The organism is Dorea sp. AM58-8 (genome assembly GCF_003464045.1).
GTDB lineage: Bacteria > Bacillota > Clostridia > Lachnospirales > Lachnospiraceae > Claveliimonas > Claveliimonas ammoniilytica.
On the sequence record NZ_QSDM01000003.1, the window covers coordinates 1 to 25236 of the forward strand.

At 44.9% G+C, this 25236-nt stretch carries 20 protein-coding genes and 3 pseudogenes; 12 read left to right on the forward strand and 11 right to left on the reverse strand.

Annotated elements, in window-relative coordinates; all coding sequences use genetic code 11:
• Positions 1-192: transposase (locus tag DXA18_RS15770; RefSeq protein WP_199665539.1), on the reverse strand; the 192-nt coding region annotated here is incomplete at its 3' end.
• Between the two features lie 530 nt (positions 193-722).
• Between DXA18_RS15770 and DXA18_RS03305 the strand changes: the two genes are divergently transcribed.
• The 3 genes from DXA18_RS03305 (at position 723) to DXA18_RS03315 (ending at position 4838) form a co-directional block, all read left to right on the forward strand.
• Complete coding sequence (locus DXA18_RS03305; protein ID WP_118382662.1) at positions 723-1817, forward strand: DUF2974 domain-containing protein; 1095 nt, start codon at positions 723-725, stop codon at positions 1815-1817.
• A 104-nt stretch (positions 1818-1921) separates the two neighbouring features.
• Positions 1922-2452 (forward strand): ECF transporter S component, encoded by a 531-nt coding sequence (locus tag DXA18_RS03310; protein ID WP_118382663.1) that lies wholly within the window; start codon positions 1922-1924, stop codon positions 2450-2452.
• Between the two features lie 127 nt (positions 2453-2579).
• A complete protein-coding gene (locus tag DXA18_RS03315) occupies positions 2580-4838 on the forward strand; it encodes an ATP-binding cassette domain-containing protein (RefSeq protein ID WP_118382664.1) in 2259 nt (752 codons plus the stop codon).
• Between the two features lie 91 nt (positions 4839-4929).
• Here DXA18_RS03315 and DXA18_RS17285 read toward each other — a convergent pair.
• From DXA18_RS17285 to DXA18_RS03335, 4 genes and pseudogenes are all read right to left on the reverse strand, one after another.
• Positions 4930-6396 (reverse strand): annotated as a pseudogene (locus DXA18_RS17285) (ammonium transporter); the annotation flags it as partial.
• Positions 6397-6408: 12 nt separating this feature from the next.
• Positions 6409-7914 (reverse strand): glutamate synthase subunit beta, encoded by a 1506-nt coding sequence (locus DXA18_RS03325; protein ID WP_118382665.1) that lies wholly within the window; start codon positions 7912-7914, stop codon positions 6409-6411.
• 12 nt (positions 7915-7926) lie between these two features.
• Positions 7927-12450 carry a glutamate synthase large subunit gene (gene gltB, locus DXA18_RS03330; RefSeq protein WP_118382666.1) on the reverse strand — a complete coding sequence of 1508 codons (4524 nt, stop codon included), beginning with the start codon at positions 12448-12450 and terminating at the stop codon, positions 7927-7929.
• Between the two features lie 210 nt (positions 12451-12660).
• Positions 12661-13560 carry a PHP domain-containing protein gene (locus DXA18_RS03335; RefSeq protein ID WP_118382667.1) on the reverse strand — a complete coding sequence of 300 codons (900 nt, stop codon included), beginning with the start codon at positions 13558-13560 and terminating at the stop codon, positions 12661-12663.
• Between the two features lie 217 nt (positions 13561-13777).
• Between DXA18_RS03335 and DXA18_RS15505 the strand changes: the two genes are divergently transcribed.
• From DXA18_RS15505 to DXA18_RS03375, 9 genes and pseudogenes are all read left to right on the forward strand, one after another.
• Entirely contained in the window at positions 13778-14137 is a 360-nt protein-coding gene (locus DXA18_RS15505) for a hypothetical protein (RefSeq protein ID WP_147345565.1), read from the forward strand.
• On the forward strand, positions 14110-14844 hold the full coding sequence (locus DXA18_RS03340; protein WP_158567081.1) for an extracellular solute-binding protein: 735 nt from the start codon (positions 14110-14112) through the stop codon (positions 14842-14844). The genes DXA18_RS15505 and DXA18_RS03340 overlap by 28 nt, the downstream gene beginning before the upstream one ends.
• Before the next feature lie 162 nt (positions 14845-15006).
• Positions 15007-16707: an ABC transporter permease gene (locus DXA18_RS03345; RefSeq protein ID WP_118382669.1), complete on the forward strand. Its 1701-nt coding sequence runs from the start codon at positions 15007-15009 to the stop codon at positions 16705-16707.
• A gap of 22 nt (positions 16708-16729) precedes the next feature.
• Complete coding sequence (locus tag DXA18_RS03350; RefSeq protein ID WP_118382670.1) at positions 16730-17800, forward strand: ABC transporter ATP-binding protein; 1071 nt, start codon at positions 16730-16732, stop codon at positions 17798-17800.
• Positions 17793-18554, forward strand: a complete 762-nt coding sequence (locus tag DXA18_RS03355; RefSeq protein WP_118382671.1) for an MBL fold metallo-hydrolase — start codon at positions 17793-17795, stop codon at positions 18552-18554. The genes DXA18_RS03350 and DXA18_RS03355 overlap by 8 nt, the downstream gene beginning before the upstream one ends.
• Positions 18555-18568: 14 nt before the next feature.
• Positions 18569-19258, forward strand: coding sequence for an MgtC/SapB family protein (locus DXA18_RS03360; protein WP_118382672.1), 690 nt, complete (start codon positions 18569-18571; stop codon positions 19256-19258).
• Positions 19259-19517: 259 nt separating this feature from the next.
• Positions 19518-20581: pseudogene (gene ispG / locus DXA18_RS03365) on the forward strand (flavodoxin-dependent (E)-4-hydroxy-3-methylbut-2-enyl-diphosphate synthase).
• Between the two features lie 12 nt (positions 20582-20593).
• Positions 20594-21544 carry a sugar-binding transcriptional regulator gene (locus DXA18_RS03370; RefSeq protein WP_118382673.1) on the forward strand — a complete coding sequence of 317 codons (951 nt, stop codon included), beginning with the start codon at positions 20594-20596 and terminating at the stop codon, positions 21542-21544.
• Between the two features lie 22 nt (positions 21545-21566).
• A complete protein-coding gene (locus DXA18_RS03375) occupies positions 21567-21842 on the forward strand; it encodes an HPr family phosphocarrier protein (RefSeq protein ID WP_118382674.1) in 276 nt (91 codons plus the stop codon).
• Positions 21843-21914: 72 nt separating this feature from the next.
• Here DXA18_RS03375 and DXA18_RS03380 read toward each other — a convergent pair whose 3' ends face one another.
• From DXA18_RS03380 to hisC, 6 genes and pseudogenes are all read right to left on the reverse strand, one after another.
• Positions 21915-22166, reverse strand: a complete 252-nt coding sequence (locus tag DXA18_RS03380) for a hypothetical protein (protein ID WP_118382675.1) — start codon at positions 22164-22166, stop codon at positions 21915-21917.
• Between the two features lie 133 nt (positions 22167-22299).
• Positions 22300-22635 (reverse strand): hypothetical protein, encoded by a 336-nt coding sequence (locus tag DXA18_RS16610; RefSeq protein WP_330424385.1) that lies wholly within the window; start codon positions 22633-22635, stop codon positions 22300-22302.
• A pseudogene (locus DXA18_RS03385) lies at positions 22584-23474 on the reverse strand (MATE family efflux transporter); the annotation flags it as partial. The gene DXA18_RS16610 and the pseudogene DXA18_RS03385, both read right to left, overlap by 52 nt.
• 53 nt (positions 23475-23527) lie before the next feature.
• Positions 23528-23656: a hypothetical protein gene (locus tag DXA18_RS16615; protein ID WP_330424386.1), complete on the reverse strand. Its 129-nt coding sequence runs from the start codon at positions 23654-23656 to the stop codon at positions 23528-23530.
• A 4-nt stretch (positions 23657-23660) separates the two neighbouring features.
• Entirely contained in the window at positions 23661-24173 is a 513-nt protein-coding gene (locus tag DXA18_RS03390; protein ID WP_118382676.1) for a COG2426 family protein, read from the reverse strand.
• Positions 24174-24175: 2 nt separating this feature from the next.
• A complete protein-coding gene (hisC, locus tag DXA18_RS03395; protein ID WP_118382677.1) occupies positions 24176-25234 on the reverse strand; it encodes a histidinol-phosphate transaminase in 1059 nt (352 codons plus the stop codon).
• Between the last annotated feature and the right edge of the window lie 2 nt (positions 25235-25236).

Genomic DNA, 25236 nt, shown 5'->3' on the forward strand with positions numbered 1-25236 from the left:
TTCCATATATCTTATTATCACACTGTGTCTCTGACATATCTCATACGAAAACTGTTTTATATCATCTGATATCTGCCTCGAAACCAGTAATTTCTTTCTATATTTGCAGACAAAAATAATGTGATATTGTAATAGGTATTTGTGTCTGTTTTTAGATTTCCATGTTTCATATTCTTCTTTGTCTGCTCCCATAGTATCCAGATCCGCAAATAAACTACACATGACTTCTCTGGCATCCCGAAACGAATGAAACAAGCCTCTGGTGTCATTGAGATTCCGTCCGATCCTTTTACATCCCGCAAGCAGCATTTCAAACCATTCATCTTCAGTAAGCTCCAGAAATTCTTTTACCGTTCCATAATATCCGCTGTAATCCACAAGTCCAAGATGAGGACGTCCCTGACGGATTAACGCATGCCATCTGTAGTCCTTGTCCTGGTAGCAAAGATCCCGCATGTAGGGCGATCGATAAAGATAATGGTTCACCGTTTTACGGTCAATATGCAGTTCCTTTGCTATATCTCTGGCACGGATTCCTTCACCGGATGCGATCTGTGAATAAATACCATACTCTGTTCTATCTGTACTCATATCATTTATTTTCTACAATATCCGATTTTATCCCGGATTCTTTCTTTCATCTTAACAACATTTTAATCCATGCTATAATAATTGAAAAGTAAAATGTTACATACGCTAAGAATGAAACGGAGGGATATCTTATGAAAAGTATACTTGGTTACACCAGAACATCCTTAGATACCTTTGATGAACGCCCATTCTGTCAGGTGGACAGTCTGGTGCTCTCCTCCATCGCATATACATTTTTCCCAAAAGAAATACTGCCTGAAGGAGACTGGAACGGCATTCACTTTGCAGATCTTTTGAAAGCAGAATACTTTGAACAGATGTTCCATGGTATCTGGAACGGCAAAAGCTGTCTGGAACTGTTGATCGCACTGGCATGCAGTCCAAGATTCCGCGATACCTTGATCTGTGGCTATACACAGAAATACGATGCCGCAACGGAAAAACAGTTCGCAGCAGTCACGTTCCGACTGACTCCAGATACGTCATATATTGCTTTTCGCGGTACTGATTCCAGCATCATCGGCTGGAAAGAAGATTTTAACATGGCTTTTCAGGATCCGATTGCCGGACAGCTGGAAGCCATCCGCTATCTTCACGAAGCTGCCAGTCATTTCCCCGGTATGCTATATCTTGGCGGGCATTCCAAAGGTGGTAATCTGGCGGTATATTCTGCGGTAAAATCCGACCCGTCAATCCGCAGACGGATCCTTGACGTCTATTCCCATGACGGACCTGGATTCTTAAAATCTTTCTTCGAACTGCCGGAATATGAACAAATGAAAGATCGGATCCACAAAACAGTGCCGCAATCTTCACTGGTCGGCATGCTCTTTGAAACACAGGAAGATTATAAAGTTGTAAAAAGCCGGGCATTTTCTCTGTTTCAGCACGATCCCGCCAGTTGGGTGGTGAATGGAAACGACTTTGCCTATGCGGATCACCTGAATTCCGGAGCCAGACATATGGATGAGACGCTGAATACCTGGATCCTTGGACTGTCACCGACAGACAGGGAACGTTTTGTAGATACGCTGTTTAAACTTCTTAATTCTACCGATGTATTCTCTACCGAAGAACTGGTGCAGAACTGGTCTGCCAATCTTCAGATCCTGATGCAGGCAGCAAGGGCTCTTGATCCAGAAAGCAGAGAATTTCTTCAGCGCACAATCCGCGATCTGTTTACCATCAGTCTGAAAACGATTCCAGACCGTTTTCGCAAAAAGTAAACTGGACTGGTCATTTTTATAATAATTGGCTCTTTATCACAATCCACTCAAGTAGTAAAGTATGGTCTAACAAAAAGATAAGAACATGAAAGAAGGAAGAGACTATGAATACAAACTTGAAGAAAATCATAATGACAGCTTTATTTGCCGCATTGGCTTGTGTGGCTACAATGTCAATCCGTATCCCTACTCCCGGAACAAACGGATATATTCACCCAGGTGATGCAATTGTAATCCTCTCTGGTGTAGTACTTGGACCTGTATGGGGACTTCTTGCAGCCGGTATCGGATCAGCTATGGCTGACCTGCTTGGTGGATATTTTGTATATGTTCCGATTACATTCGCAGTAAAAGGGCTGATCGCACTGTTTGCAGGACTTGTTTACCAGAAAATGGCTACAGATAAGAAGAAAAAGTACATCGCTGTTCTGATTGGCGGCGTAATTGATATCGTGCTGGTAGCCGGTGGATACTTCGTTTGTGAATATTTCCTGTACGGCGCATCTGCAGCAGCAAGTATTCCGGCTAACATTATTCAGGGTGTTGGTGGACTGGTAATTTCTATCATCCTGTATCCAATCCTGATTGCCATTCCTGATATCAATCAGATGGCTTCGCCGGCAAAGGCACAGTAGTTTTGTTTAAAGTATCTTAACGCAGATATAAAATAAGTGTATAATAAGGAAGCACACGATTGCAGTATGAATATTCATCTGTGACGTGTGCTTCTTTTAAGCTATACTGATCAAAAGGAGCAGGTAAATGGACAACAACGAACAGAATTTTATAAATATTGTCAATGCAACAGAAAATAACCTGAAACATGTCTCATTAAAAATTCCAAAGAAAAAGATTACCGTCTTTACCGGTGTATCCGGATCGGGTAAGTCTTCCCTTTGTCTTGATACGATCGCGGCAGAATCAAGAAGAGAACTGAATGTAACATTTCCAAGTTTTGTGCAGCAGTTTTTGCCGAAATATGGTCGTCCGGAAGTAGAGCGCATGGAAAATCTTCCGGTCACTATTGTGATCGATCAGAAAAAGCCGGTAGCAAATTCACGGTCTACAGTCGGCACTTATACCGACATTTATGCCTTGCTGCGTCTGCTTTTTTCACGTGTCGGAAAACCTTTTGTCGGATATTCGGATAGTTTTTCATTCAATCATCCCAGTGGAAAATGTGAACGCTGTGAAGGTCTTGGCGTCGTAACAGAGTTGGATATCCACAAGTTAGTAGATTTTGATAAATGTTTAAATGATGAAGGTGTTATCAAATGGCCGGCATTTACAACAGGTGCCTGGAGATGGAAACGATATGCTCACAGCGGCTTGTTTGATCTGAACAAAAAAATAAAGGATTATTCAAAAGAAGAGATGGATCTGTTTCTCTATTCTCCACAGATCCGTCTTAAAAATCCACCGGCCAACTGGCCAAAAACTGCGAAATATGAAGGTATTTATCCACGTATGTACCGCAGTATCATCCGATCCAAGGAAGGTCAGCTTCACAAAAAGGAACTGGATCGTATCGTTCACACATTTACCTGTCCGGACTGCAACGGAACCAGACTGAATGCCAAAATCCGCAGTTGCCTGATCAATGGCAAAAATATCTGTGAAGTTTCCGATATGCCAATTCCTGATGCAGCAAAATTTATACGTCAAATTGATGATCCGCTGGCACGCGATATCAAAACTGAAATTTTGAAACGGATGAACGCACTGACAGAGATTGGACTAGGGTACCTTTCGCTTAGCCGGGGAACTGATACACTTTCAGGCGGCGAAGCACAACGAATTAAAATTGCCAGGTATATCAATTCACCACTTACAGATATGATGTATGTACTGGATGAGCCAAGTGTAGGATTACATGCGAGAGATATCCAAAAGCTTAAAAATTCTCTGATAAAATTAAAAGAACACGGCAATACTGTTATGATTGTGGAACATCACCGAGAAGTTATTGCACTGGCGGATCATATTGTGGATATGGGACCGGAAGCAGGTATCAATGGCGGGCAGATTATGTACCAGGGCAATTATAAGGGGCTCCTGGAGTCAGATACAGTGACAGGACGTATGTTGCGAGCAAAAACTCCGATAAAAATGGAATACAGAAAGCCGACAGACTGGTATCAAGTTAAACATGCAAATCTTCATAATCTGAAAAATGTAAATGTGAAACTTCCGCTTGGCGTTATGACAGTCATTGCCGGTGTGGCCGGCTCCGGGAAAAGTTCACTGATGGAATATTTTACCAGCCAATATCCAGGCGAGGTTATTTCAATCCGACAGAAGGATATAGGAATCAATTTAAGGTCAACTCCGGCTACATATCTGGATATTGCAGATGAGATCAGAACCCTGTTTGCAAAGGCAAATCATGTTGCAAAGGCATATTTCAGCTTCAATTCCAAAGGCGCCTGCCCTGCATGTCAGGGAAAAGGTGTAATTATATCAGAAATGGCATATATGGATTCTATCGAGACGGTTTGTGAGGTATGCCATGGAACCAGATATTCTGAGGAAGTGCTTAAATATCAATATAAAGGAAAAAACATTGCTGAAGTTATGGATATGACAGTACGTCAGGCAATCAAATTTTTTGAAAATGTCAATTTTGTAAGCAAACTGGATACACTGGCACAGGTTGGTCTTGGATATCTGCATCTGAATCAGTCAATGTCAACTCTTTCCGGCGGAGAACTGCAGCGTATCAAGCTGGCGAGCAAGCTGGATGAGCGGGGACAGATATTCATTCTGGATGAACCGACAGACGGACTGCATCTGGATGATATCAGACGGCTTATGGAACTCTTCAATAAGATGACGGATCAGGGCAATACGCTGTTTATTATCGAACACAGTCTTGATATTATAAAGGATGCTGACTATATTGTAGAGCTTGGACCTGAAGGTGGTCTGGCAGGCGGCAAACTTCTCTTTGCAGGAACACCAGAAGAAATGTTAGAATCTTCCCGCAGTGTGACACGTGAATATTTAAAAGACAGTTTGTAAATTCTGTTATACTTTTATAAAAGAAATTGGAACCTGCATTCACAGATTCCAATTTCTTTATAATATGCAATTAGAAAAGATATAAGAATATCTATTCTACGTCCTTAAGTGCAGCCAGATCTTCTTCTCCTGTACGGATCTTAATAATCTTATCTACACTGTATACGAATATCTTGCCATCTCCGATATGACCTGTGTACAGTGCCTCTCTGGCCGCCTCTACAACAGTATCTACCGGAAGATTACCAATAACTACTTCAACTTTTACCTTTGGAAGAAGTGTTGCATCTACTTCTGCTCCACGATAACGCTCGCCGCTTCCTTTCTGGATACCGCATCCCATAACCTGTGTTACAGTCATTCCGGTAACACCAACTGCATTCATCGCCTTTCTCAATTTATCATAACGTGACAGCTTCGCCAGAATAACAACCTTATACATACCTGTATCCATTGCCGGCTGACGTACCACCTTAACGGCTGCATTCTTCTGTACTTCGGATGCTGCTTCATATTCTGATACGCCAAGCTGTGTATTTTCATTTTCTTCCATGATCATAGATCCTGATACGTCCATCAGACTGAAGCCTGCATATGCAGATGCCAGACCATGTTCACAGGAATCCAGACCTTCAATCTCCTCTTCCTCACTGACACGAAGTCCTACAGTTGCTTTGATAATCATAAATGTAATCGTGATAGTTACTACCGTCCATGCGATAACTGAAAACATTCCCAGAAGCTGTTTTCCAAGAAGTGTAAAGCCTCCACCGTAAAACAGTCCTGTCAGTGTATCGTTACCAGGCGCCGATGTTGTTGCAAAAAGTCCTGTTGCAATTGTACCCCAGATACCGTTCATACAATGAACTGCAACGGCTCCAACCGGATCATCAATACGAAGTACATAATCCAGAAGCCATACACCAAATACTACCAGCAGACCTGCGACAGCTCCGATTATGATTGCTCCAAAACAATCAGTTACATCACATGGTGCTGTGATCGCTACCAGACCGGCAAGTGATGCGTTTAGACTCATGGACACATCCGGCTTACCATATTTAATCCATGTAAAGATCATACATACAACAGTTGCTACTGCTGGAGCTACTGTTGTTGTCAGGAAAATGGACCCCAGTTGTTCTACCGATGTAGCTGCTGCTCCGTTGAATCCGTACCAGCCAAGCCACAGGATAAATACTCCGAGTGCTCCAAGTGCCAAATTGTGTCCCGGAAATGCATTGACCTTTGTAATGTTTCCCTTTTTATCTTTCGTGAATTTACCAATTCTAGATCCAAGCATTTTTGCTCCAATAAGAGCTGAAATACCACCGACCATATGGATTGCACAGGAACCTGCAAAATCATGAAATCCCATCTGTGCAAGCCAGCCACCTCCCCAGATCCAGTGTGCTTCCACCGGATAGATGAATGCTGAGATTACTGCTGAATGAATACAGTAGGATAAGAATTTGGTTCGCTCTGCCATAGCTCCGGACACGATAGTTGCTGTGGTCGCACAGAACACTAAGTTAAACACGAAATTGGACCAGTCAAAAAAAGGCGCTAATTAATAGCCAAGTAAACTGTAATCTACTGCTCTGGCAGCATCTCTTCCTTCACGAATTGCCCATACAACCAGAGACTGTCCACGGTGCATATCACCTGCCGTGTAGACATTTTTTACACTTGTCGCATATGCCCCCGGCTCCGTCTGTACATTCGTGCGGGCATTTCGCTCTACGCCGAATGCTTTGGTAACATACTCCTCACAGCCTAAGAATCCTGCTGCGATCAGCACCAGATCTACTGCCACTTCATATTCACTGCCTGCTACTTCAGCCATCATTCTGCGCCCACTCTTCTCGTCCACTTTGCTTTCCAGTTTCACCAGAACAGCCTTGCATACATTGCCGTTTTTATCCTTGATAAACTCCTTTACCGTAGTCTGATAGACACGAGGATCCTTACCAAATACTGCTGCCACTTCTTCCTGACCATAATCCGTCTTCAGAATCTTAGGCCACTCCGGCCATGGATTGGATGGCAGACGTTCTTCCGGTGCTTTCGGCATCATTTCCAGTTGAAGGACAGATTTGGCTCCATGACGCATCGCAGTACCACAACAGTCATTTCCCGTATCACCGCCTCCGATGATCATAACTCTCTTGCCTTTGGCAGAAATACAGCTCCCTGCTTTCAATAAAGATGCTTTTGCCTCTTTTCCCTTTTCCGGATCTGCCCAGAGTGCCTTCGTAGTGGAAGTCAGGAAATCTACAGCAAAATAGATCCCTTTCGCATCTCTTCCCGGTACTTTGATGTCACGTGGATTCTTGGCTCCGCAGGCAAGGATAACACGGTCGTATTCCTTCAAAAGCTCTGCCGCTTTCTTATCCTTTCCCACATTACAGTTATAGACAAAGGTTACGCCTTCCTGCTCCATGACTGCAATCTTCCGATCGATGATATGCTTCTCCAGCTTCATATTCGGAATCCCATAGCGCAGCAGACCGCCTGCTTTATCTTCTCTTTCATATACGGTGACCAAATGTCCCCGCTTATTCAGCTGATCTGCTGCCGCAAGTCCGGACGGACCGGAACCTATGACAGCCACTTTCTTGCCGGTACGCGTCTTTGGCGGCTTCGGAGCAGCATATCCTTCAGCATACGCCCGTTCTATGATTGAATATTCATTAGAACGCGTTGCCACCGGATCTCCATTTAGATTGCAGGTACATGCCTTCTCACAAAGTGCCGGGCAGACTCTGGACGTAAATTCCGGAAAGTTATTCGTCTTATGAAGTCGGTCATAGGCAAGCTGCCAGTTGCCATGATAGACCAGATCATTCCATTCCGGCACCAGATTATTTAACGGACATCCGCTTGCCATTCCGGCGATCATCATACCCGCCTGGCAAAACGGTACTCCACAATCCATACATCGGGCTCCCTGTTTTTTCTGTTCTTCTTCCGTCAATGGCTTATGGAACTCCCGGAAATGGCTGATTCTTTCCTTTGGTGCTTCTGCCTTTTTATCCTGTCTCTCATAATCTAAAAATCCTGTTGCTTTTCCCATGGTTCACCCCTCCTATTCCTTTCCGTTCTTGATCGCATAAAATGCTTCGATCTTTGCCTGTTCGCTGCTTAGACCTTTCTCTTCCATCTGAAGCACGAAGGTCTGCATCTTCTCATGGTCAAACGGGATGACCTTTTTAAATTTCGGCAGATATTCTTCAAAATGATCTAATATCTCCTGTCCGATCTCGGAACCTGTATGCTTCACATGTTCTTCGATCATGCCCTGCAGTTCCAGAATGTCATATTTAGAAGTGACATGCACCATATTTACCATACCTTTATTAATCTTACGGTAAAGCGTATTATCTTGATCCAGCACATACGCGATACCGCCACTCATACCTGCTGCGAAGTTCTTGCCGACAGGTCCAAGGATTGCGACACGTCCACCGGTCATGTATTCACAGCCGTGATCTCCGACACCTTCTGCGACTGCCATTGCACCCGAATTACGGACACAAAAACGTTCGCCGGCGAGTCCGTTGATAAATGCCTTACCATCTGTTGCACCATAAAGTGCTACATTACCGATGATCATATTTTCATTGTGGCGATAGGTAACTTCCTTCGGTGGGAATACCACAAGCTTACCACCGGACAGACCTTTTCCGAAATAGTCATTGCTGTCACCGGTCAGTTCCAGTGTCAGACCCTTCGGGATAAATGCACCAAAGCTCTGTCCTCCGGCACCTTCACAGTGGATCACAAAATGATCCTCCGGCAGTCCTTCCGGATAATGTCTGGTAATCTCCGAACCAAAGATTGTACCAAAGGTACGGTTTACATTGGATACCTTTACATGGATACTCTTCTTCTGCTTCTTCTCCAGTGCCTTGCCAAGTTCTTTCAACAGCACCTTCTCATCCAGTGTCTTCTCCAGTTCAAAGTCAAACTTCTTTGCCGGGTTAAAGGTCTGTTCTGCTGACCCTGCATAGTCCTGTCTCAGAATACCGGACAGATCCAGTGTAGACGCATGTCTGGACTTCGGATGCTCTTTTACACGCAGCAGATCTGTTCTTCCTACCAGTTCATCAATCGTATGCACACCGAGTTTTGCCATATATTCTCTTAAATTCTGTGCAATAAACCGCATAAAGTTCACAACATATTCCGGCTTTCCACGGAAACGTTTACGAAGTTCCGGATTCTGGGTTGCGATACCAACCGGGCAGGTATCCAGATTGCAGACTCTCATCATCACACATCCCATAGTTACCAATGGTGCCGTGGCGAAACCGAATTCCTCTGCTCCAAGGATTGCTGCGATTGCCACATCACGACCACTCATTAATTTACCGTCTGTCTCGATGCGTACACGATCACGCAGTCCGTTCTGTAGCAGTGTCTGATGCGTCTCCGCAAGTCCGAGCTCCCACGGAAGTCCCGCATTATGGATTGAACTTCCCGGTGCCGCTCCTGTACCGCCGTCATATCCGGAGATAAGGATCAGTCCTGCTCCTGCCTTTGCTACACCTGCAGCAATTGTTCCGACTCCCGCCTCAGATACTAATTTGACCGAAATACGTGCGTCCTTGTTCGCATTCTTACAATCATAGATCAGCTGTGCCAGATCTTCAATCGAATAAATATCATGATGCGGCGGCGGTGAGATCAGACCTACACCAGGGGTTGAATGTCTGGTCTTAGCAATCCAAGGATAGACCTTTCCGGCTGGCAGATGTCCACCTTCACCTGGTTTTGCTCCCTGCGCCATTTTGATCTGGATTTCTTTTGCACTTACCAGATAACGGCTGGTGACACCAAAACGTCCGGATGCGATCTGTTTGATGGCAGAACAGCGGTCAGAATCCAGTCGTTCGATTTCTTCTCCACCTTCACCACTGTTGGATTTACCATGCAGACTGTTCATGGCAAGTGCCATCGTCTCATGAGCTTCCTTTGAGATAGATCCATAGGACATGGCTCCTGTCTTAAATCTTGTCACGATCTCGTCTACAGATTCTACTTCTTCGATTGGCACGCCTTTCTCCGGGAAGTTAAATTCAAACTGTCCTCGCAGATTAATTCCGGCACCCTCTTCATTGACCAGTTCCGTATATTCCCGGAACAGTTCATAATTGCCTGTCTGTGTAGACTGCTGCAGCAGATGGATTGTCTTAGGATTATACAGATGCTGCTCGCCCTGGCTTTTACTCTTGTGCTGACCTATGCTGTCCAGCGTCATATCAGAATCATAGCCCAACAGATCAAAGGCTTCCGCATGCATTTTTGCATAATCTTCTGCAATCTCCTCGATACCAATACCGCCAACACGGCTAACTGTATCGGTAAAATATTTATCAATAAAGGACTGTTTCAAACCCAATGCTTCAAATATCTTGGCACCCTGATAAGACTGAATGGTAGAAATACCCATCTTAGATGCAATCTTAACAATCCCCGCCAGTATACCGTTACTGTATGCCTCTACTGCCGCATAGTAATCCTTCTGAAGCATATCATCCTCAATCAGCTGATGAATGCTCGCGTATGCCAGATATGGGTTCACCGCACAGGCTCCGTAACCGAGAAGGGTCGCGAATTCATGTACAGCCTTCGGTTCACCAGTTTCAATAATGATTCCTACCGCAGTACGTTTCTTGGTTCTTACCAGATGCTGCTGTACCCCGGATACTGCAAGCAGTGACGGAATTGCCACATGAAATTCATCCACTCCTCTGTCAGACAGGATTAAAATGTTCGCTCCTTCATTAATTGCCTTATCTACCTGTACAAACAGATAATCCATCATGGTTTCCAGATTTGAGTTTTTATAATAAGTAGTCGGAATCACAGCTACCTGATAGCCATCCTGCTTCATTGTCTTAATCTTCAGGAGATCCGTATCTGTAAGAATTGGATTATTCACCTTAAGCATCCTGCAGTTCTCTGCTTTTTCTTCCAGCAGGTTACCATCTTTTCCAAGATATACGGTAGTAGAGGTTACCACTTTCTCACGTATCGCATCGATTGGCGGATTGGTTACCTGTGCGAACAACTGCTTAAAATAACCAAATAACGGCTGTCTCTTATCAGACAATACCGCCAGCGGCACATCAATACCCATGGAAGAAATGCCTTCTCCACCTTTTACTGCCATAGGCAGGATTGTTGTCCGTACATCTTCATAGGTGTAACCAAATGCTTTCTGCAGACGCTTGCACTCTTCTTTTGTATAGGTCTGGACTGATTCATTCGGAATCTTCAGATCCTTTAATTCGATCAGTGCTCCATCCAACCATTCACCATATGGTTCTCTGTCGGCATACATATTCTTCAGTTCCTGATCATCGATCACGCGGCCTTTTACCGTATCCACTAACAGCATTTTACCAGGATGCAGACGTTCTTTTACCACAATACGTGCCGGATCTAATGGAAGTACGCCTACTTCTGATGACAGAATCAATGTGTCATCATCCATAATATAGTAACGTGATGGACGCAGACCATTACGGTCAAGCACTGCTCCCATACAGTCTCCATCTGAAAACAGGATGGATGCCGGTCCATCCCATGGCTCCATCATCGTCGCATAATACTGATAAAAGTCTTTCTGATTCTGTGGCATACTGCGGTTATTTGCCCATGGTTCCGGAATAGAGATCATCACTGCAAGTGGCAGTTCCATACCATTCATTACCATGAATTCCAATGTATTATCCAACATTGCAGAATCTGAACCTGTATTATCGATGGCAGGCAGTACCTTCAGCATCTCGCCTTTCAGATATGGTGATTCCATCGTCTCTTCCCTTGCACGCATCTTATCCACATTGCCCCGGATCGTATTGATCTCACCATTATGTACAATAAAGCGGTTCGGATGTGCACGCTCCCAGCTTGGATTGGTATTCGTACTAAAACGGGAATGCACAATTGCAATCGCGGATTCAAAATCCGGATCCTGCAGATCTTCAAAGAACAGACGAAGCTGTCCGACTAAGAACATACCTTTGTATACGATAGTACGGCTGGACAGAGAGCATACATAGGTATCATTACTCTGCTCAAATACCTTTCTTACCACATACAGACGACGGTCGAAATCCAGACCCCTGGCAATCTGAGATGGACGGCGGATAAATGCCTGTTCAATGCACGGCATACATTCCAGTGCTTTCTTGCCAAGCACTTCGGAACGGATCGGCACTTTTCTCCATCCCAGGAATTCCAGGCCTTCTTTTTCGGTAATGACTTCAAAAATCTTCTTTGCCTGATTTCGCTTCAGCTCATCCTGTGGGAAGAAAAACATACCCACACCGTAATCCCGTTCTCCGTCCAGACGGATTCCTAACGGTTTACAGACCTTTGAGAAGAAACGGTGTGAAACCTGTGACAGAATACCAACACCATCTCCGGTCTTGCCTTCTGCATCCTTACCGGCTCTGTGCTCCAGATTCTCAACGATCTCCAGCGCATTCTCAACGGTTTTGTGAGATTTTTCTCCTTTGATATTGACGATCGCGCCGATTCCGCAGTTATCATGTTCAAATTGCGGTCTGTACAGACCTTTACTTGCAAATCCACTCATATAAGCATTCCCCTTTCTGATTTATCCAGATACAAAAAGGCGCACTGAGACACTGCTCTTTGCAGTATCTACAGCACGCCTTTGTGATGCACATGTTCGATTGGGATTCATTATATAGGAAACATCTGCTCAGGTCAATCCTGTTTCGCCATTTTTAGTTTTATGAAATGAATTAGATAAAATGTATCAATTCATTTTTCTTGATTGTTTTTAACATTTTGTTTGGTTTTTGCAAGTTTTAATTACCTGTCTTTCATTTTGTCTTCGTGCTAATTCCGCATCCATGGCCTCCAGAAATGTATATGGAACTTGCAGATCACCATATCCACAGGCGAGATCCAGACCCTTCTTCATAGCTCCATGGAAATCACTTCCACCAGACCTCAGGCATCCGCATTCCTGCGCAATCTGCTCTGTTGCCTGACGCCATTCATCATCAAACTCACAGTACTGGGTCTCCAGTCCGTCCGCTCCCATGCGTATCAGACGTCTCGCCACATTCTTACAGTGTTCCGGATCCTGCGGATCGATCTGATGCAGATGTGCTACAAAGATCAGTCCTCCCGCATCATGGACTAATTGAATACACTCTTCCGGTGACAGGACTTCCTTTTGTACATATCCCGGCGTGCCCTTGGACAGATACTTGCGCAGTGCTTCTTTGAGTTCTGTGGCATATCCTCTTGCAATCAGAATCTGGGCAATATGCCCTCTCGCCAAGATTTTCCCCTCTCCAAGTGCATCCAGATCACTTCTGTCTATCTGAAAGCCTGCCTCATGAAGCTTATCTACCATCTTATAATTGCGTTCCTGACGGCTCGCAGCCATATCATCCAGCCGCTTAATTAGTTGTTCATTTTTACAATTGATAAAAAGAGAGGTCATGTGTACATCACAGTCGTCCATGCGAGTACTGAGCTCCGCTCCTGGGATTACCCGAATCCCCAGCTTCCTGCCTTCTATAGAAGCCTCCTCCACTCCGGCTATGGTGTCATGGTCTGTAATCGCAATCGCGCTAAGTCCCTTTTTCTTTGCGTATCCAACAAGCTCTGTCGGCGTATATGAGCCATCCGACGCGGTTGTGTGTGCATGCAGATCTACTATCTTCATAGTGTTCCACCACCCCTTTCATCTCCTAGTCTATCCTGTTTCCAGACGTTTTGCAAGCACTTCTCATTTTACTTACATTTAACTCATTTTTACACGTTTTACTCTTTACAGAAAGCATCTTTCATGTTATTGTAAAAATGTAATCAATAAATTTGCAACGGGTTTTTTACATTTGCAAACATCAACTTTTTAAGAGCGGACTGAGAGGAGGTTCACTATGAAAAAATTTCTGTCACTTTTAGTATGTTTGATGCTGACACTCGGACTGATCGGCTGTGCATCCGGCAGTGATGACAAATCTGCTGACACCGACAAAAAAGAAAGCAGCGACGAAGCGACAAATGACGAATTGAAAGGACACCTGGTTATTTACACATCAGAGCCTCAGGATCTGGTTACTGAGATGTTAGATGATTTCGTATCTAAGAATCCTGGCGTTACATACGAACTGTATCGTTCCGGTACCGGTGATGTTAAGACTAAGCTATCTACGAGCTGGACGCCGGTGGCACAGATGCCAATGTTCTGTGGTTTGCAGACCTGGGTTATATGTATGACCTGGACGATCAGGGTCTGATCTACCACTACTCTCCTGAGAGTGCGAAGGATCTTCCGGATACTTATAAGTACAATGACGGTATGGGTCATGAAGTACGCGCGATCTACTCTGTACTGGCTTACAACACCACACAGATTGACAAAGCTCCTAAGGATTGGGACGATGTTACAACTGATGACTACAAAGGATCTCTTGCAATTGCAAATCCTGCATACTCCGGTGGAGCTATGACAACACTTTCTGTTCATGTAGAACCGGACAACGAATCCACAGTTGGATGGGACTGGTATCAGAAGCTTGCTGACAACGATGTCAAGATGGAGCAGTCCAACGGTACCCTCCTCACTAAGGTAGCATCCGGCGAGTACAAAGGTGCTGTTATTGTTGACTACCTGCCACGTAATTCCAAGAACGAAGGTTCTCCGATCGATTACGTATATCCGGAATCTGGATCTGTACTGATTCCTACGCCACTCTGTCTGATGGACAACATGTCTGATGACGACAAAGCTGCTGCTGAAGCATTTGTTAACTATATGTTCGACATCGAGACTCAGAAGCTGTTTGTACAGCAGGGCTATGTTCCAATGATCAGCGAAGCTGCTGAAGGAACAGAAGTACCGACCATTGATGATATCAAAGTATTACCGATGGACGTTAACTACATGAGAGAGAACTCAGGCTCTATGCTTGAAAAGTTCACAAGCATTTTCGGAGCACAATAGCACACCGCTATAGAAGTAACTTCGACAGCAGGAGCCGCGCTTTTGCCGGTTCCTGCTGTTTTTATATAATGCCAAGGTCTAAGGTTTTTCACCCACACGAGCTTGCTCATAAATGGACAAAAGCATTATTTAACCAATATTTTTAAGAAAGGACGTGATACCATGTTTAAGAAAAACGGCTCCAATTCTTCGCGCGGTTCTCTCGCGCCTACGATCATCTGGTGGGTAGTCGTAGCTTTTCTTGCACTGTCTGTTATCTATCCTTCTATCCGTCTGATACTGAACAGTTTGAAGGTAGGTGACGGATATGGCCTTGATAACTATGTTACCGTATTCTCAGATCCAGGTATTCTGCGGAGTATGAAAAACTCATTTATCGTAGTAATTCCTGCCACTATATTTTCCACCATCATCGGTGTATTTTTATCATGGGTAGTTGTTCGCACCAATGTTCCCGGCGTAAAATACTGGAAAAGACTCCTATCGATTCCTTACTTTATCCCTCCTTTTATCGGGGCGATCGCATGGACATTTCTTTTGGGGCCGGTAGGATATTTCAACAAATTTTTAATGAACACTTTCGGATTTGAGCAGGCTCCAATGAATATCTACAGTCTGGGCGGCATGATCTTTATCATGTCCATGTACCGTTATGCGGTGTCTTTTATCGTAGTATTACCTACCATGAAGCGTATCTCCGCCTCTGTTGAAGAAGCAGCACGTATCTCCGGTGCCTCTCCATGGCGCACCCTGCGTGACATTACGCTTCCACTGATCACCCCTTCTATTATGGGTGCCATGTTATTGACATTTATGTTCATTCTGGCGGACTTCGGTGTATCCTCTGTATTAGGTGCCCCGAATCAGATCCACCTGATGACCACTCAGATATATTACATGATCAACAACTCAACGATCGCAAACAACCTTCAGGTTGCATCCGCATATTCTCTGTTCTTATCCCTCTTTGGACTGGTCGGTCTGTGGGTATACAACAGAGTCCTTGCAACTAATAAGTTCGTTGTTGTAAGCGGTAAAAGTGCAGCGGTAGAACCTACCAAGTTGAACAAGGGACCTCGTTGGATCCTCTTTGCAATCCTGGTAATCTTCTTCCTGTTCACAACCTGTGCACCAATCCTTGCAACGCTGATCACATCTCTGACCAAGACTTACGGTCTTCCATTCGGTCCGGAGAACATGACATTCCAGAACTTTACACAAATGCTGCAGATCCAGAATGTGGCAAGAGCATTTAAGAACAGTCTGTTCCTGTCTGTTACCTCCAGTCTTGTGATCACAATCGTTACTATGATCATTGCTTATATCAGCATTCGCGGCGGTGTCCGTGGTGTAAAGGGCGTGAAATTCATGCAGATGACCGTTGTACTTCCTTATGCAGTACCTGGTGTCATCATTGCACTGTCCATGATCCTTGCGTTTTCACAGCCTATTGCAGGCGTGAGACTTTATAACACAATCTGGATCTTATTGATTGCTTATATTGCCAGGTTTATGAATCTGGGCTACAACAATATATCCGGTGCCATCAGTCAGGTAGACACCTCTCTGGAAGAAGCTGCCCGGATCTCCGGAGCATCACAGCTCCGGGCATTTAAGGATGTCATGCTTCCTTTATTAAAGAGCAGTTTGATCAGTTCTTTCTTCCTGGTAGTAGCACCTACCATCTCCGAGCTGTCACTTTCAAGCCTGCTGTGGTCAGTAGGTAATGAGACCATCGGAACTATTGTATTCTCCGCCAAAGAAGAAGGACGTATTCTTTTAACTGCAGCAATTGCTATTATACTGATTATTCTGGTTGTCTTTATCAATCTTCTGGTTAACAGCCAGACTGATAAAGACTGATACAAAAAGGAGGTATTGAATAATGGGAAAATTATCTATCCGTAATCTTACAAAGTCCTATGGGGACCATACCGTTGTTAACAAAGTAAATATCGAAGTTGAGGACAGTCAGCTTCTGACCATCGTAGGACCATCCGGTTGTGGTAAAACGACAATTCTCCGCATGATTGCGGGATTCATCGAGCCTACCGGTGGACAGATCTATCTGGACGATAAACTGTTGGTTGATGTTGAGAACCGCATAGCCCCGATTGCTCCTGAGAAGCGTAATATCGGCATGGTATTCCAGTCATATGCTGTATGGCCACATATGAAAGTATTTGATAATGTAGCATATCCGCTAAAACTTCGCAAGGTCAGCAAAGACGAAATCAAGAGTGAGGTTATGCGTGTATTGAAGGTCGTACACCTGGAAGGGTTAGAAAACCGTATGGCTCACGAGCTGTCCGGCGGACAGCAGCAACGTGTCGCCCTTGCCCGCGCACTGGTCATGAAGCCAAAGCTTCTGCTTTTAGATGAGCCACTCTCCAATCTGGACGCTGCACTCCGCGAAGAAATGCGCGGTGAAATCAAAGAGATCCAGCGCACCCAGCACATTACCATTATCAACGTAACACATGATCAGATTGAGGCTATGACCATGTCAGACCGTGTAGCAGTCGTGAGAAAGGGAGTTCTGGAACAGTTTGCTTCTCCTTATGAACTCTACGAAGAACCAGTCAATACATTTGTGGCACGTTTCATCGGATCTGCCAACATTCTGCCAGCCACGAAAAAGGCGGATGCTGTCCGTGACAGCGATGGCATGATGGACATCATGGTAGCCGGATGTTATCCGTTGAAAGTACCATATGTAGATTCTAAAAATGAGCAGGGCTTTGTAGCCGTACGTGCGCATCATATGGCACCAAATGAAGCTTCTCCATTAAAAGCACATATCCGACGCGCTCTGTATCAGGGCAGTCAGATTGAATATTACCTGGAAGCTCCTGGATGCGAAATGTTCCGTCTTCTGACTGATGTCAGCTTCATCCAGCCGGAAGGTGCTGATATCGCAGTAGACATCAAAAAGGCGGTGTGGTTAGATGAGTAATTTTAATAATTTTACATTTAAGATCAATATCTTAGGCTGGTGGGGCGCATTTCCACAACCGGGCGGTGCAACCTGCGGCGTACTTGTCACTACAAGCGAAGGTAAGTTCCTGTTAGACTGTGGCGGCGGTGTGTTATCCAAATATTTTGAGCACGCCAATCTGACCGATCAGTTCCAGGGAGTACTCCTCTCCCATCTTCATTATGACCACATGGGAGATGTCGGATGCCTGTATTACGCTATCAACTATGCATTGCGTGTAGGTCTTCGTTCCAACAAGCCACAGGTCTATGCGCCAAAGACTCCGGAAACCATGTGGGATGCAGTACAATATCCATTCTGCGATACCCACATACTGGAAGACGGCATGAAGATACATATGGCAGGCGCAGACATTACCGTCAAGAAAGTCAATCATACGATCGAATGCTATGCATTCCGCATTGAGAAAAATGGTAAAACGATCGTATATTATACGGATACCACATATGATCCGTCACACACAGATTTCATCAAAGGTGCTGACCTTCTGATCTGTGAAGCAACCATTTCCATGGGAACCAGACACACCATCGGTGCCGGTCACATGACCGATATCGAAGCTGGTCAGACCGCTGCCAACGGCAATGTCAAAGAGCTGTGTCTCTACCATCTGCCAAGTGACGGCGATATCCCATTCATGCGGATCCGCGCAGGTTCCGCATACAACGGCGAGATCTACACTCCGGATATCCGTTCAGAATTTATCATCTGACAGGAGGCAAGCTGATGCTGAAACTATTTGACCCTATCCGGGACTTTTCATTCCTGTCCATTGCACTGCGCGTCCTGTTCACCTGTATTTCCGCAGGCCTGATCGGTTATGAACGTGGTCTGGAAGGAAGAGCCGCCGGATTTCGTACGCATATTCTGGTAGCACTCGGCGCATGTATTGTCATGTGTGTCGATCAGTATCTGGTTACTATGATCAATCCCAATGCTGATCCTGCAAGACTTGGCGCACAGGTTATCAACGGCATTGGTTTTCTCGGTGCCGGCACGATCCTTGCCAACGGCAAACGTGTAACCGGTCTTACTACAGCCGCCGGACTATGGACCATGGCATGTGTCGGTCTTGCATTCGGCTGCGGATACTTCGAAGGCGGATTTCTCGCCACTGTGACCATGCTGATCGTATTGAGCGTGCTGCACAAAGTAGAAGGCCACACTTCTACTCTGGTAGGAATGGAACTCCTGATTGAAATTGAGAAGTCCGATGATATCCCATGCCTTCTCAAAACCATAAAGCTATGCGGTATCAAAGTCGCAAATATTACCATCAACGACGCACCACAGGGTGCTTCCAAAGGGCATCTGGAGGTTCGCCTCTCTCTTCTGGTCGGGCGTAATTTTGACGCTTCCCACCTGTTAGACGAGTTAGCATTTCATATGCCAGTGGTTAAATTCGAAGAACTCTGATCATACCGCAACCTGAACTTTACAAATAAAATACCATTTTATTTCCGCAAATGAAATGCCCTGTGTTTGTCAGTTTTCACAGCTTTTCCGTTGGAATCACCCGAAAAAGTAACAAGGTTTTCCATTTACAAGCATCCTATGTTGTACTATAATAGAAACTGTATGTTTTTGCGCATATTCAAAAAGCACAGATAACAAATGACAGATATATTATAGAAGAAACACGAGGATTTACAGGCTGTTATTGGAGGAAAAAGCTATGTATAGAAACAAAACAAGACAGGTAATGGTGGGCAATGTCCCAGTCGGTGGTGACGCTCCTATTTCCATTCAGTCTATGACAAATACCAGAACGCAGGATGTAGCCGCAACGGTAAAGCAGATCAATGAACTTGCTGCTGCCGGATGCGAAATCATCCGCTGCGCTGTACCGGATATGGAAGCAGCCAGAGCTATTTCGGAAATCAAGAAACAAATTAATATTCCTCTTGTGGCAGATATCCACTTTGATTATCGACTTGCTATCGCAGCAATCGAGAATGGAGCAGATAAGATCCGAATCAATCCCGGCAATATCGGAGCACCGGAACGTATCCAGCAGTCGTAGAGAAAGCGATTGAATATCATGTACCGATCCGTATCGGTGTCAACAGCGGATCTCTGGAAAAGCACCTGGTTCAAAAATACGGCGGCGTAACTGCTGAGGGACTGGTAGAAAGTGCCCTTGACAAGATCCACATTGTAGAACAATACGGATTAAAAGATATCATCGTCAGCATCAAGTCATCGGATGTCATGATGTGCATCAGAGCTTACGAGCTGATGGTACAGAAAACAGATTATCCTCTCCATGTAGGAATCACTGAATCAGGTCCTCTGGGTGGAGGCATTATTAAGTCCAGCGTCGGACTGGGTGCTATCCTGTATCAGGGCATCGGTAATACGGTTCGTGTATCCCTGACCGGAGAACGTGTCGAAGAGATCAATACAGCCAAGAAGATCCTGGCTGCCTTAGGACTCAGAAAGGCCGGTATTGAGGTCATCTCCTGCCCGACCTGCGGACGTACACAGATCGATCTGATCACACTTGCCAACCAGGTAGAAAAGCTGGTAGCTCAGTATGATCTGGATCTCAGAGTTGCCGTTATGGGTTGTGTAGTCAACGGTCCCGGAGAAGCCAGAGAAGCAGATCTCGGCGTAGCCGGCGGATGCGGTGAAGGACTTCTGTTTAAAAAAGGCAAGATACTCCGAAAGATGCCGGAAGATCAGCTGTTAGCTGCCCTCAAAGATGAGCTGGACCACTGGGAGGAAGAAAGGATCTAGCGAAATATATTTATGAGAAAAATTGTTGATAACGAGCGTATGATGCTGCGTGTATGCGATCTCTATTACAATCGTGATATGAGTCAGAGTGACATTGCTAAGATTATGGACATCTCCAGACCTACCGTTGCCAGACTTCTAAAAAGTGCCAAATTAAAGCGAATCGTAGAAATCACGATCTCCGATCCACAGGAAAGGCGTTATTCTGAACTGGAACAGAAGCTGGAAAAGACGTACCATCTGCAGGAAGTCATTATTGCAGACACTGTAAGCACCACCAATCAGCAAAAAGATGTTCTGGGAAAAGCCGCAGCAGGTTATCTGAAGTCCATATTGAAAGACAATGATATCATCGGCGTAGGCATGGGTACAACAATCCGTTATATTGCACCATATGCTCCCAGACAGTTTCAGAATCTCACATTTATCCCGCTTCTAGGTGGGACCGGTAATATAGATTACACACTGGATGCGAATCACGTCGTAGACCACCTGTCAAAAGCCTTCTGCGGGGAAGGACAGCATCTGTATGTCCCTGCAGTTGTCTCTCATGTACAGACCAAACGCACTCTTATGAAAGAAGACAGCATCAGACAGATCATGAACGCTTATGATCATTTGAATGTAGCTCTGGTCGGTATCGGTACAGCAGACAACACCTCTTCTGCTTTTCGAAGTGGATACTATTCGGACGAAATGAAACAGCAAGCCATCAAAGACCAGGTATGTGGAGATATCTGCATGCATCTCTTCGATAAAGAAGGTCGAACTGATCGCTTCCCGTATAATAAACAGATCGTCGGTGTGAATCTGAATAAATTAAAAAAAGTCCCTTATGCCATCGGTATTGCCAACGGTGTACGAAAGGCCGAAGCCATACGTGGTGCTATAAAGGGAGGCTATATTAACGTATTAGTTACGGATGCTCAGTGCGGAGAGGCACTGACCAGATTAAATGATTAATTGAATATTGGAGGGCAATGATATGTATACAAAGAAAGCGAAAGTCGTTAACCCATTAGGAATTCATGGCCGTGCAGCCAGCGTATTTACCCACACAGCCAGTCAGTTTTCTTCTCATGTATTCGTAGAACGCGCGGATGATCCCATGAAAAAAGCAAATGCCAAATCCGTCGTATTCGTCCTTGCACTGTGTCTTGCGCAGAACGACGAAATCGTCCTTTCCGCTGACGGACCGGACGAGAAAGAAGCGGTTGAAGCCCTTATAGAATGCCTTAAGACATTAGATCAGGCAGAATAATATTCTTAAAGACATATAAGATCACACAATGCACCCTCATTGTGTGATCTTTCTTTATCCCATATTCTCTTCTTACTCTGCTTCTCGCTTCACATGATTCAATTCATAAAAAATTGAAATCAGGTATCCGGCTACACCCGCATAACCTCCTGTCAGAAATGCTGACCACAGACATTCTGATAAATCCCAGGAAGCACTGAGTCCAAACATCATTACAGGCAGTGCCACAACTGCCATACAGATAAAAGTAAACACTCCGCGGAACAATGCTGCTATATATTTTTCCCCACAATTTGCTGCCAGTAATTTCCATAGTTTTCTCATAATAAAACTACCCTCTTTCTGCGAGTTATCTCTTTTCGCTTTCTGAGGGTAGTATAACAATCCATAGTTAAATCTCCATGTATCACTCTGTTAAGTTTAAGTTAAATTAGGCATGCAAATGTTAATCCTTCTATCACGCTGTAATCTTCTCATAACTGTGCGTCCAGTCCGTCTTTAACAAGAACAGCAGAAATACCAGACTGCTCAGTGACCATGTGATCGGATAGGCCCAACAGATAGTCTTAAATACCGGAACAATACGTATTGCAATGGTCACATACACAATACGGAACCCGCACCAGAAACCAAGCATCGTTGCCATAGGTATCACAGACTTGCCGCAGCCTCTCAACACGCCTGTCGCGCTGTGTGAGAACGCAAGCAGAAAATAGAACAGACACACTGTACGCTCCTGTATCACGCCAAATTCAGCCGCTTTCGGTGCCTTGGCAAAGATCCTACCAGCCATGGCGCATAGATGTATTCCATAATGCCAATCATCGCAGCAACTACGGCACAGCTTACGATACCAAAGATTGCTCCTTTCTTTGCGCGTTCGTACTCCTTTGCACCCAGATTCTGGCTGATGAACGTAGACATCGTTAAAGACATCGCCATGATCGGGATAAACACAAAGCCTTCCACTTTTGAATGTGATCCTGCGCCCGACATGGCATATTCTCCAAAGGAATTGATATTGGTCTGTACTACCAGATTACCAATGCTGATAACTGAATTCTGGATACCAGCCGGAAGTCCCTGACGAATCACATGTCCCATGATATGCGCATGATATTTCAGCTTCTTAATACTGACCCTTGTGCATCCCTGATTCTTCCTCATCCTTAATATACAGAGTACAGCACTTAAGCCCTGTGCGATCACCGTTGCGATAGCCGCTCCTGCCACGCCCCAGTGAAAGACTGCCACAAAGATCAGATCCAGCACCACATTCACAGCAGAACAGATCGCCAGATAATACATCGGCCGCACACTGTCTCCAAGTGCCCGCATAATGGACATGAAAATGTTATACATGATGATCGTTGCACTGCCTGCAAAATAAATCTTAAAATAGGTCAGTGACTGTGGTAGCACATTCTCCGGCACATCCATCATATTCAGAATCTGCGGAGCAAAAATCAGCCCGATCGCTGTCATCAACACCGATGCAATGATACCGAACAGGATATTGGTATGGATCGATCTCTCGATATTTTTCTCATCCTCAGCTCCCACATAGCGGGATATCACCACTCCTCCTCCGATAGCAATACCATTAAACATTCCTACCACCAGAAAGACGAGGCTTCCCGATGTGCTTACCGCTGCAAATGCCGTATTGTCCGCAAAGTTACCGACTACCCAGCATCTGCCATATTATATAATTGTTGTAATAGTTGTCCGAAAATTAAAGGAATCGTAAATGCAACGATCCCCTTCGCAACTGATCCCTTGGTCAGATCAATTGTATCTTTCTTCTTTTTCATTTGATTACCCCAGTAAATGTACACCGCCTAAAATTACATATGAAATAAACCACATAATCACTGTCGCCATACAGATTCCAAGCACAACCGCCGGAAATGCTTTGCGGAACTTCACACCCAGAAGTGCTGCGATCAGCGATCCTGTCCACGCTCCTGTACCTGGAAGCGGAATTCCCACAAAGAGTACCAGCCCCCAGAACTCATATTTCTCAATCTGATCACTCTTACTCATGGCACGTGCTTCCAGTCTGTGTACCATCGGTTTAAAGGTCTTCGTGCCTTTCAGCCAAGTAAAGATTGGTGTGATCAGAAGCAGGATAAATGGCACCGGAACGATATTACCGATTACACAAAGCGGAATTGCCTTTGCTACCGGTACACCAAGCACAGGTCCTGCCACCAGAAGTGCTCCTCGAAGCTCCAGAATCGGGATCATTGAGATCACGAATACAATTGCCTCTTTGCTCAATGTACCGCTCAATGCATGGATAATCCCCTGCACAAGTGTCTCTGTCATAATTATTCTCCTTTAATATATCTTCTCAGGAAAGCAAACAACGCTTCCATCTCTTCTCTGGTGCCCACAGTCACACGCATATACTGTTCAATGCGCTCACTGCCCCAGAATCTTACATAGATGTCTTCTTTCTTCAATGCCTCAAACATCTCTTTCGCATCATATTCCGGATGCATCACAAATATGAAGTTTGCCTGCGAATCCAGGCATTTAAATCCCAGTTCTTTGAACTGTTCCACAGACCATGCTCTCGTCTCTACGATCTTCTGAACGGTCTCCTCAAAATATACCTTATCCTTCACAGCTTCCGCGCCACATACCAGCGCCGCCTGATTCATAGTATAGGAATTAAATGAATATTTGGCATCATTCAGATATTTGATCAGCGTCGGATTACTGATGGCATATCCAATACGCATTCCTGCCATAGAGCGGGATTTGGAAAAGGTCTGTACCACGATCAGATTCTCGTACTTATCGATCAGTTCCAGTGCAGACTTTCCCGCAAAGTCAATATATGCCTCATCTACAATCACGATCACATCCTGATTGTGCGCAATGATATCTTCTACAAACTCAAGACCCTCATAGATTCCGGTCGGTGCATTCGGATTCGGGAATATGACGCCGCCATTCTCCTGATAATAGTCTTCCTTGCGAATGCGGAAATCATCCATAAGCTTCGGACAGATATACGGAATCCGGTAAAGATCTGCCCACACCTTGTAGAAAGAATAGGTAATGTCCGGAAACAGGATTGGTTTCTCGGAATTAAAAAACGTCAGGAAACACATCGACAGTACATCATCTGATCCCACGCCAACAAATACCTGATCTTTATTCACGCCATAATACTCTGCCAGGCTGTCTACCAGCACACTGGCTGTCGGATCCGGATACATCCGGAGCTTATCCGGACTGATCTGTTCCATTGCCTTCTGCACGCCTGGTGCCGGCGGATACGGATTCTCATTGGTATTCAATTTGATCACCCTACGGCCAGGCTGCTCGCCCGGCACGTACGGCTCTACCTTTCGTATATTCTTCTCAAATGCTTTCATAT

Excerpts from the sequence above, each read along its gene's own strand:
- DXA18_RS03305 (WP_118382662.1), top strand. The coding sequence starts at position 723 with ATGAAAAGTATACTTGGTTACACCAGAACATCCTTAGATACCTTTGAT.
- DXA18_RS03310 (WP_118382663.1), top strand. The coding sequence starts at position 1,922 with ATGAATACAAACTTGAAGAAAATCATAATGACAGCTTTATTTGCCGCA.
- DXA18_RS03315 (WP_118382664.1), top strand. The coding sequence starts at position 2,580 with ATGGACAACAACGAACAGAATTTTATAAATATTGTCAATGCAACAGAA.
- DXA18_RS03325 (WP_118382665.1), bottom strand. The coding sequence starts at position 7,914 with ATGGGAAAAGCAACAGGATTTTTAGATTATGAGAGACAGGATAAAAAG.
- gltB (WP_118382666.1), bottom strand. The coding sequence starts at position 12,450 with ATGAGTGGATTTGCAAGTAAAGGTCTGTACAGACCGCAATTTGAACAT.
- DXA18_RS03335 (WP_118382667.1), bottom strand. The coding sequence starts at position 13,560 with ATGAAGATAGTAGATCTGCATGCACACACAACCGCGTCGGATGGCTCA.
- DXA18_RS15505 (WP_147345565.1), top strand. The coding sequence starts at position 13,778 with ATGAAAAAATTTCTGTCACTTTTAGTATGTTTGATGCTGACACTCGGA.
- DXA18_RS03340 (WP_158567081.1), top strand. The coding sequence starts at position 14,110 with ATGTATGACCTGGACGATCAGGGTCTGATCTACCACTACTCTCCTGAG.
- DXA18_RS03345 (WP_118382669.1), top strand. The coding sequence starts at position 15,007 with ATGTTTAAGAAAAACGGCTCCAATTCTTCGCGCGGTTCTCTCGCGCCT.
- DXA18_RS03350 (WP_118382670.1), top strand. The coding sequence starts at position 16,730 with ATGGGAAAATTATCTATCCGTAATCTTACAAAGTCCTATGGGGACCAT.
- DXA18_RS03355 (WP_118382671.1), top strand. The coding sequence starts at position 17,793 with ATGAGTAATTTTAATAATTTTACATTTAAGATCAATATCTTAGGCTGG.
- DXA18_RS03360 (WP_118382672.1), top strand. The coding sequence starts at position 18,569 with ATGCTGAAACTATTTGACCCTATCCGGGACTTTTCATTCCTGTCCATT.
- DXA18_RS03370 (WP_118382673.1), top strand. The coding sequence starts at position 20,594 with ATGAGAAAAATTGTTGATAACGAGCGTATGATGCTGCGTGTATGCGAT.
- DXA18_RS03375 (WP_118382674.1), top strand. The coding sequence starts at position 21,567 with ATGTATACAAAGAAAGCGAAAGTCGTTAACCCATTAGGAATTCATGGC.
- DXA18_RS03380 (WP_118382675.1), bottom strand. The coding sequence starts at position 22,166 with ATGAGAAAACTATGGAAATTACTGGCAGCAAATTGTGGGGAAAAATAT.
- DXA18_RS16610 (WP_330424385.1), bottom strand. The coding sequence starts at position 22,635 with ATGGCTGGTAGGATCTTTGCCAAGGCACCGAAAGCGGCTGAATTTGGC.
- DXA18_RS16615 (WP_330424386.1), bottom strand. The coding sequence starts at position 23,656 with ATGAAAAAGAAGAAAGATACAATTGATCTGACCAAGGGATCAGTTGCG.
- DXA18_RS03390 (WP_118382676.1), bottom strand. The coding sequence starts at position 24,173 with ATGACAGAGACACTTGTGCAGGGGATTATCCATGCATTGAGCGGTACA.
- hisC (WP_118382677.1), bottom strand. The coding sequence starts at position 25,234 with ATGAAAGCATTTGAGAAGAATATACGAAAGGTAGAGCCGTACGTGCCG.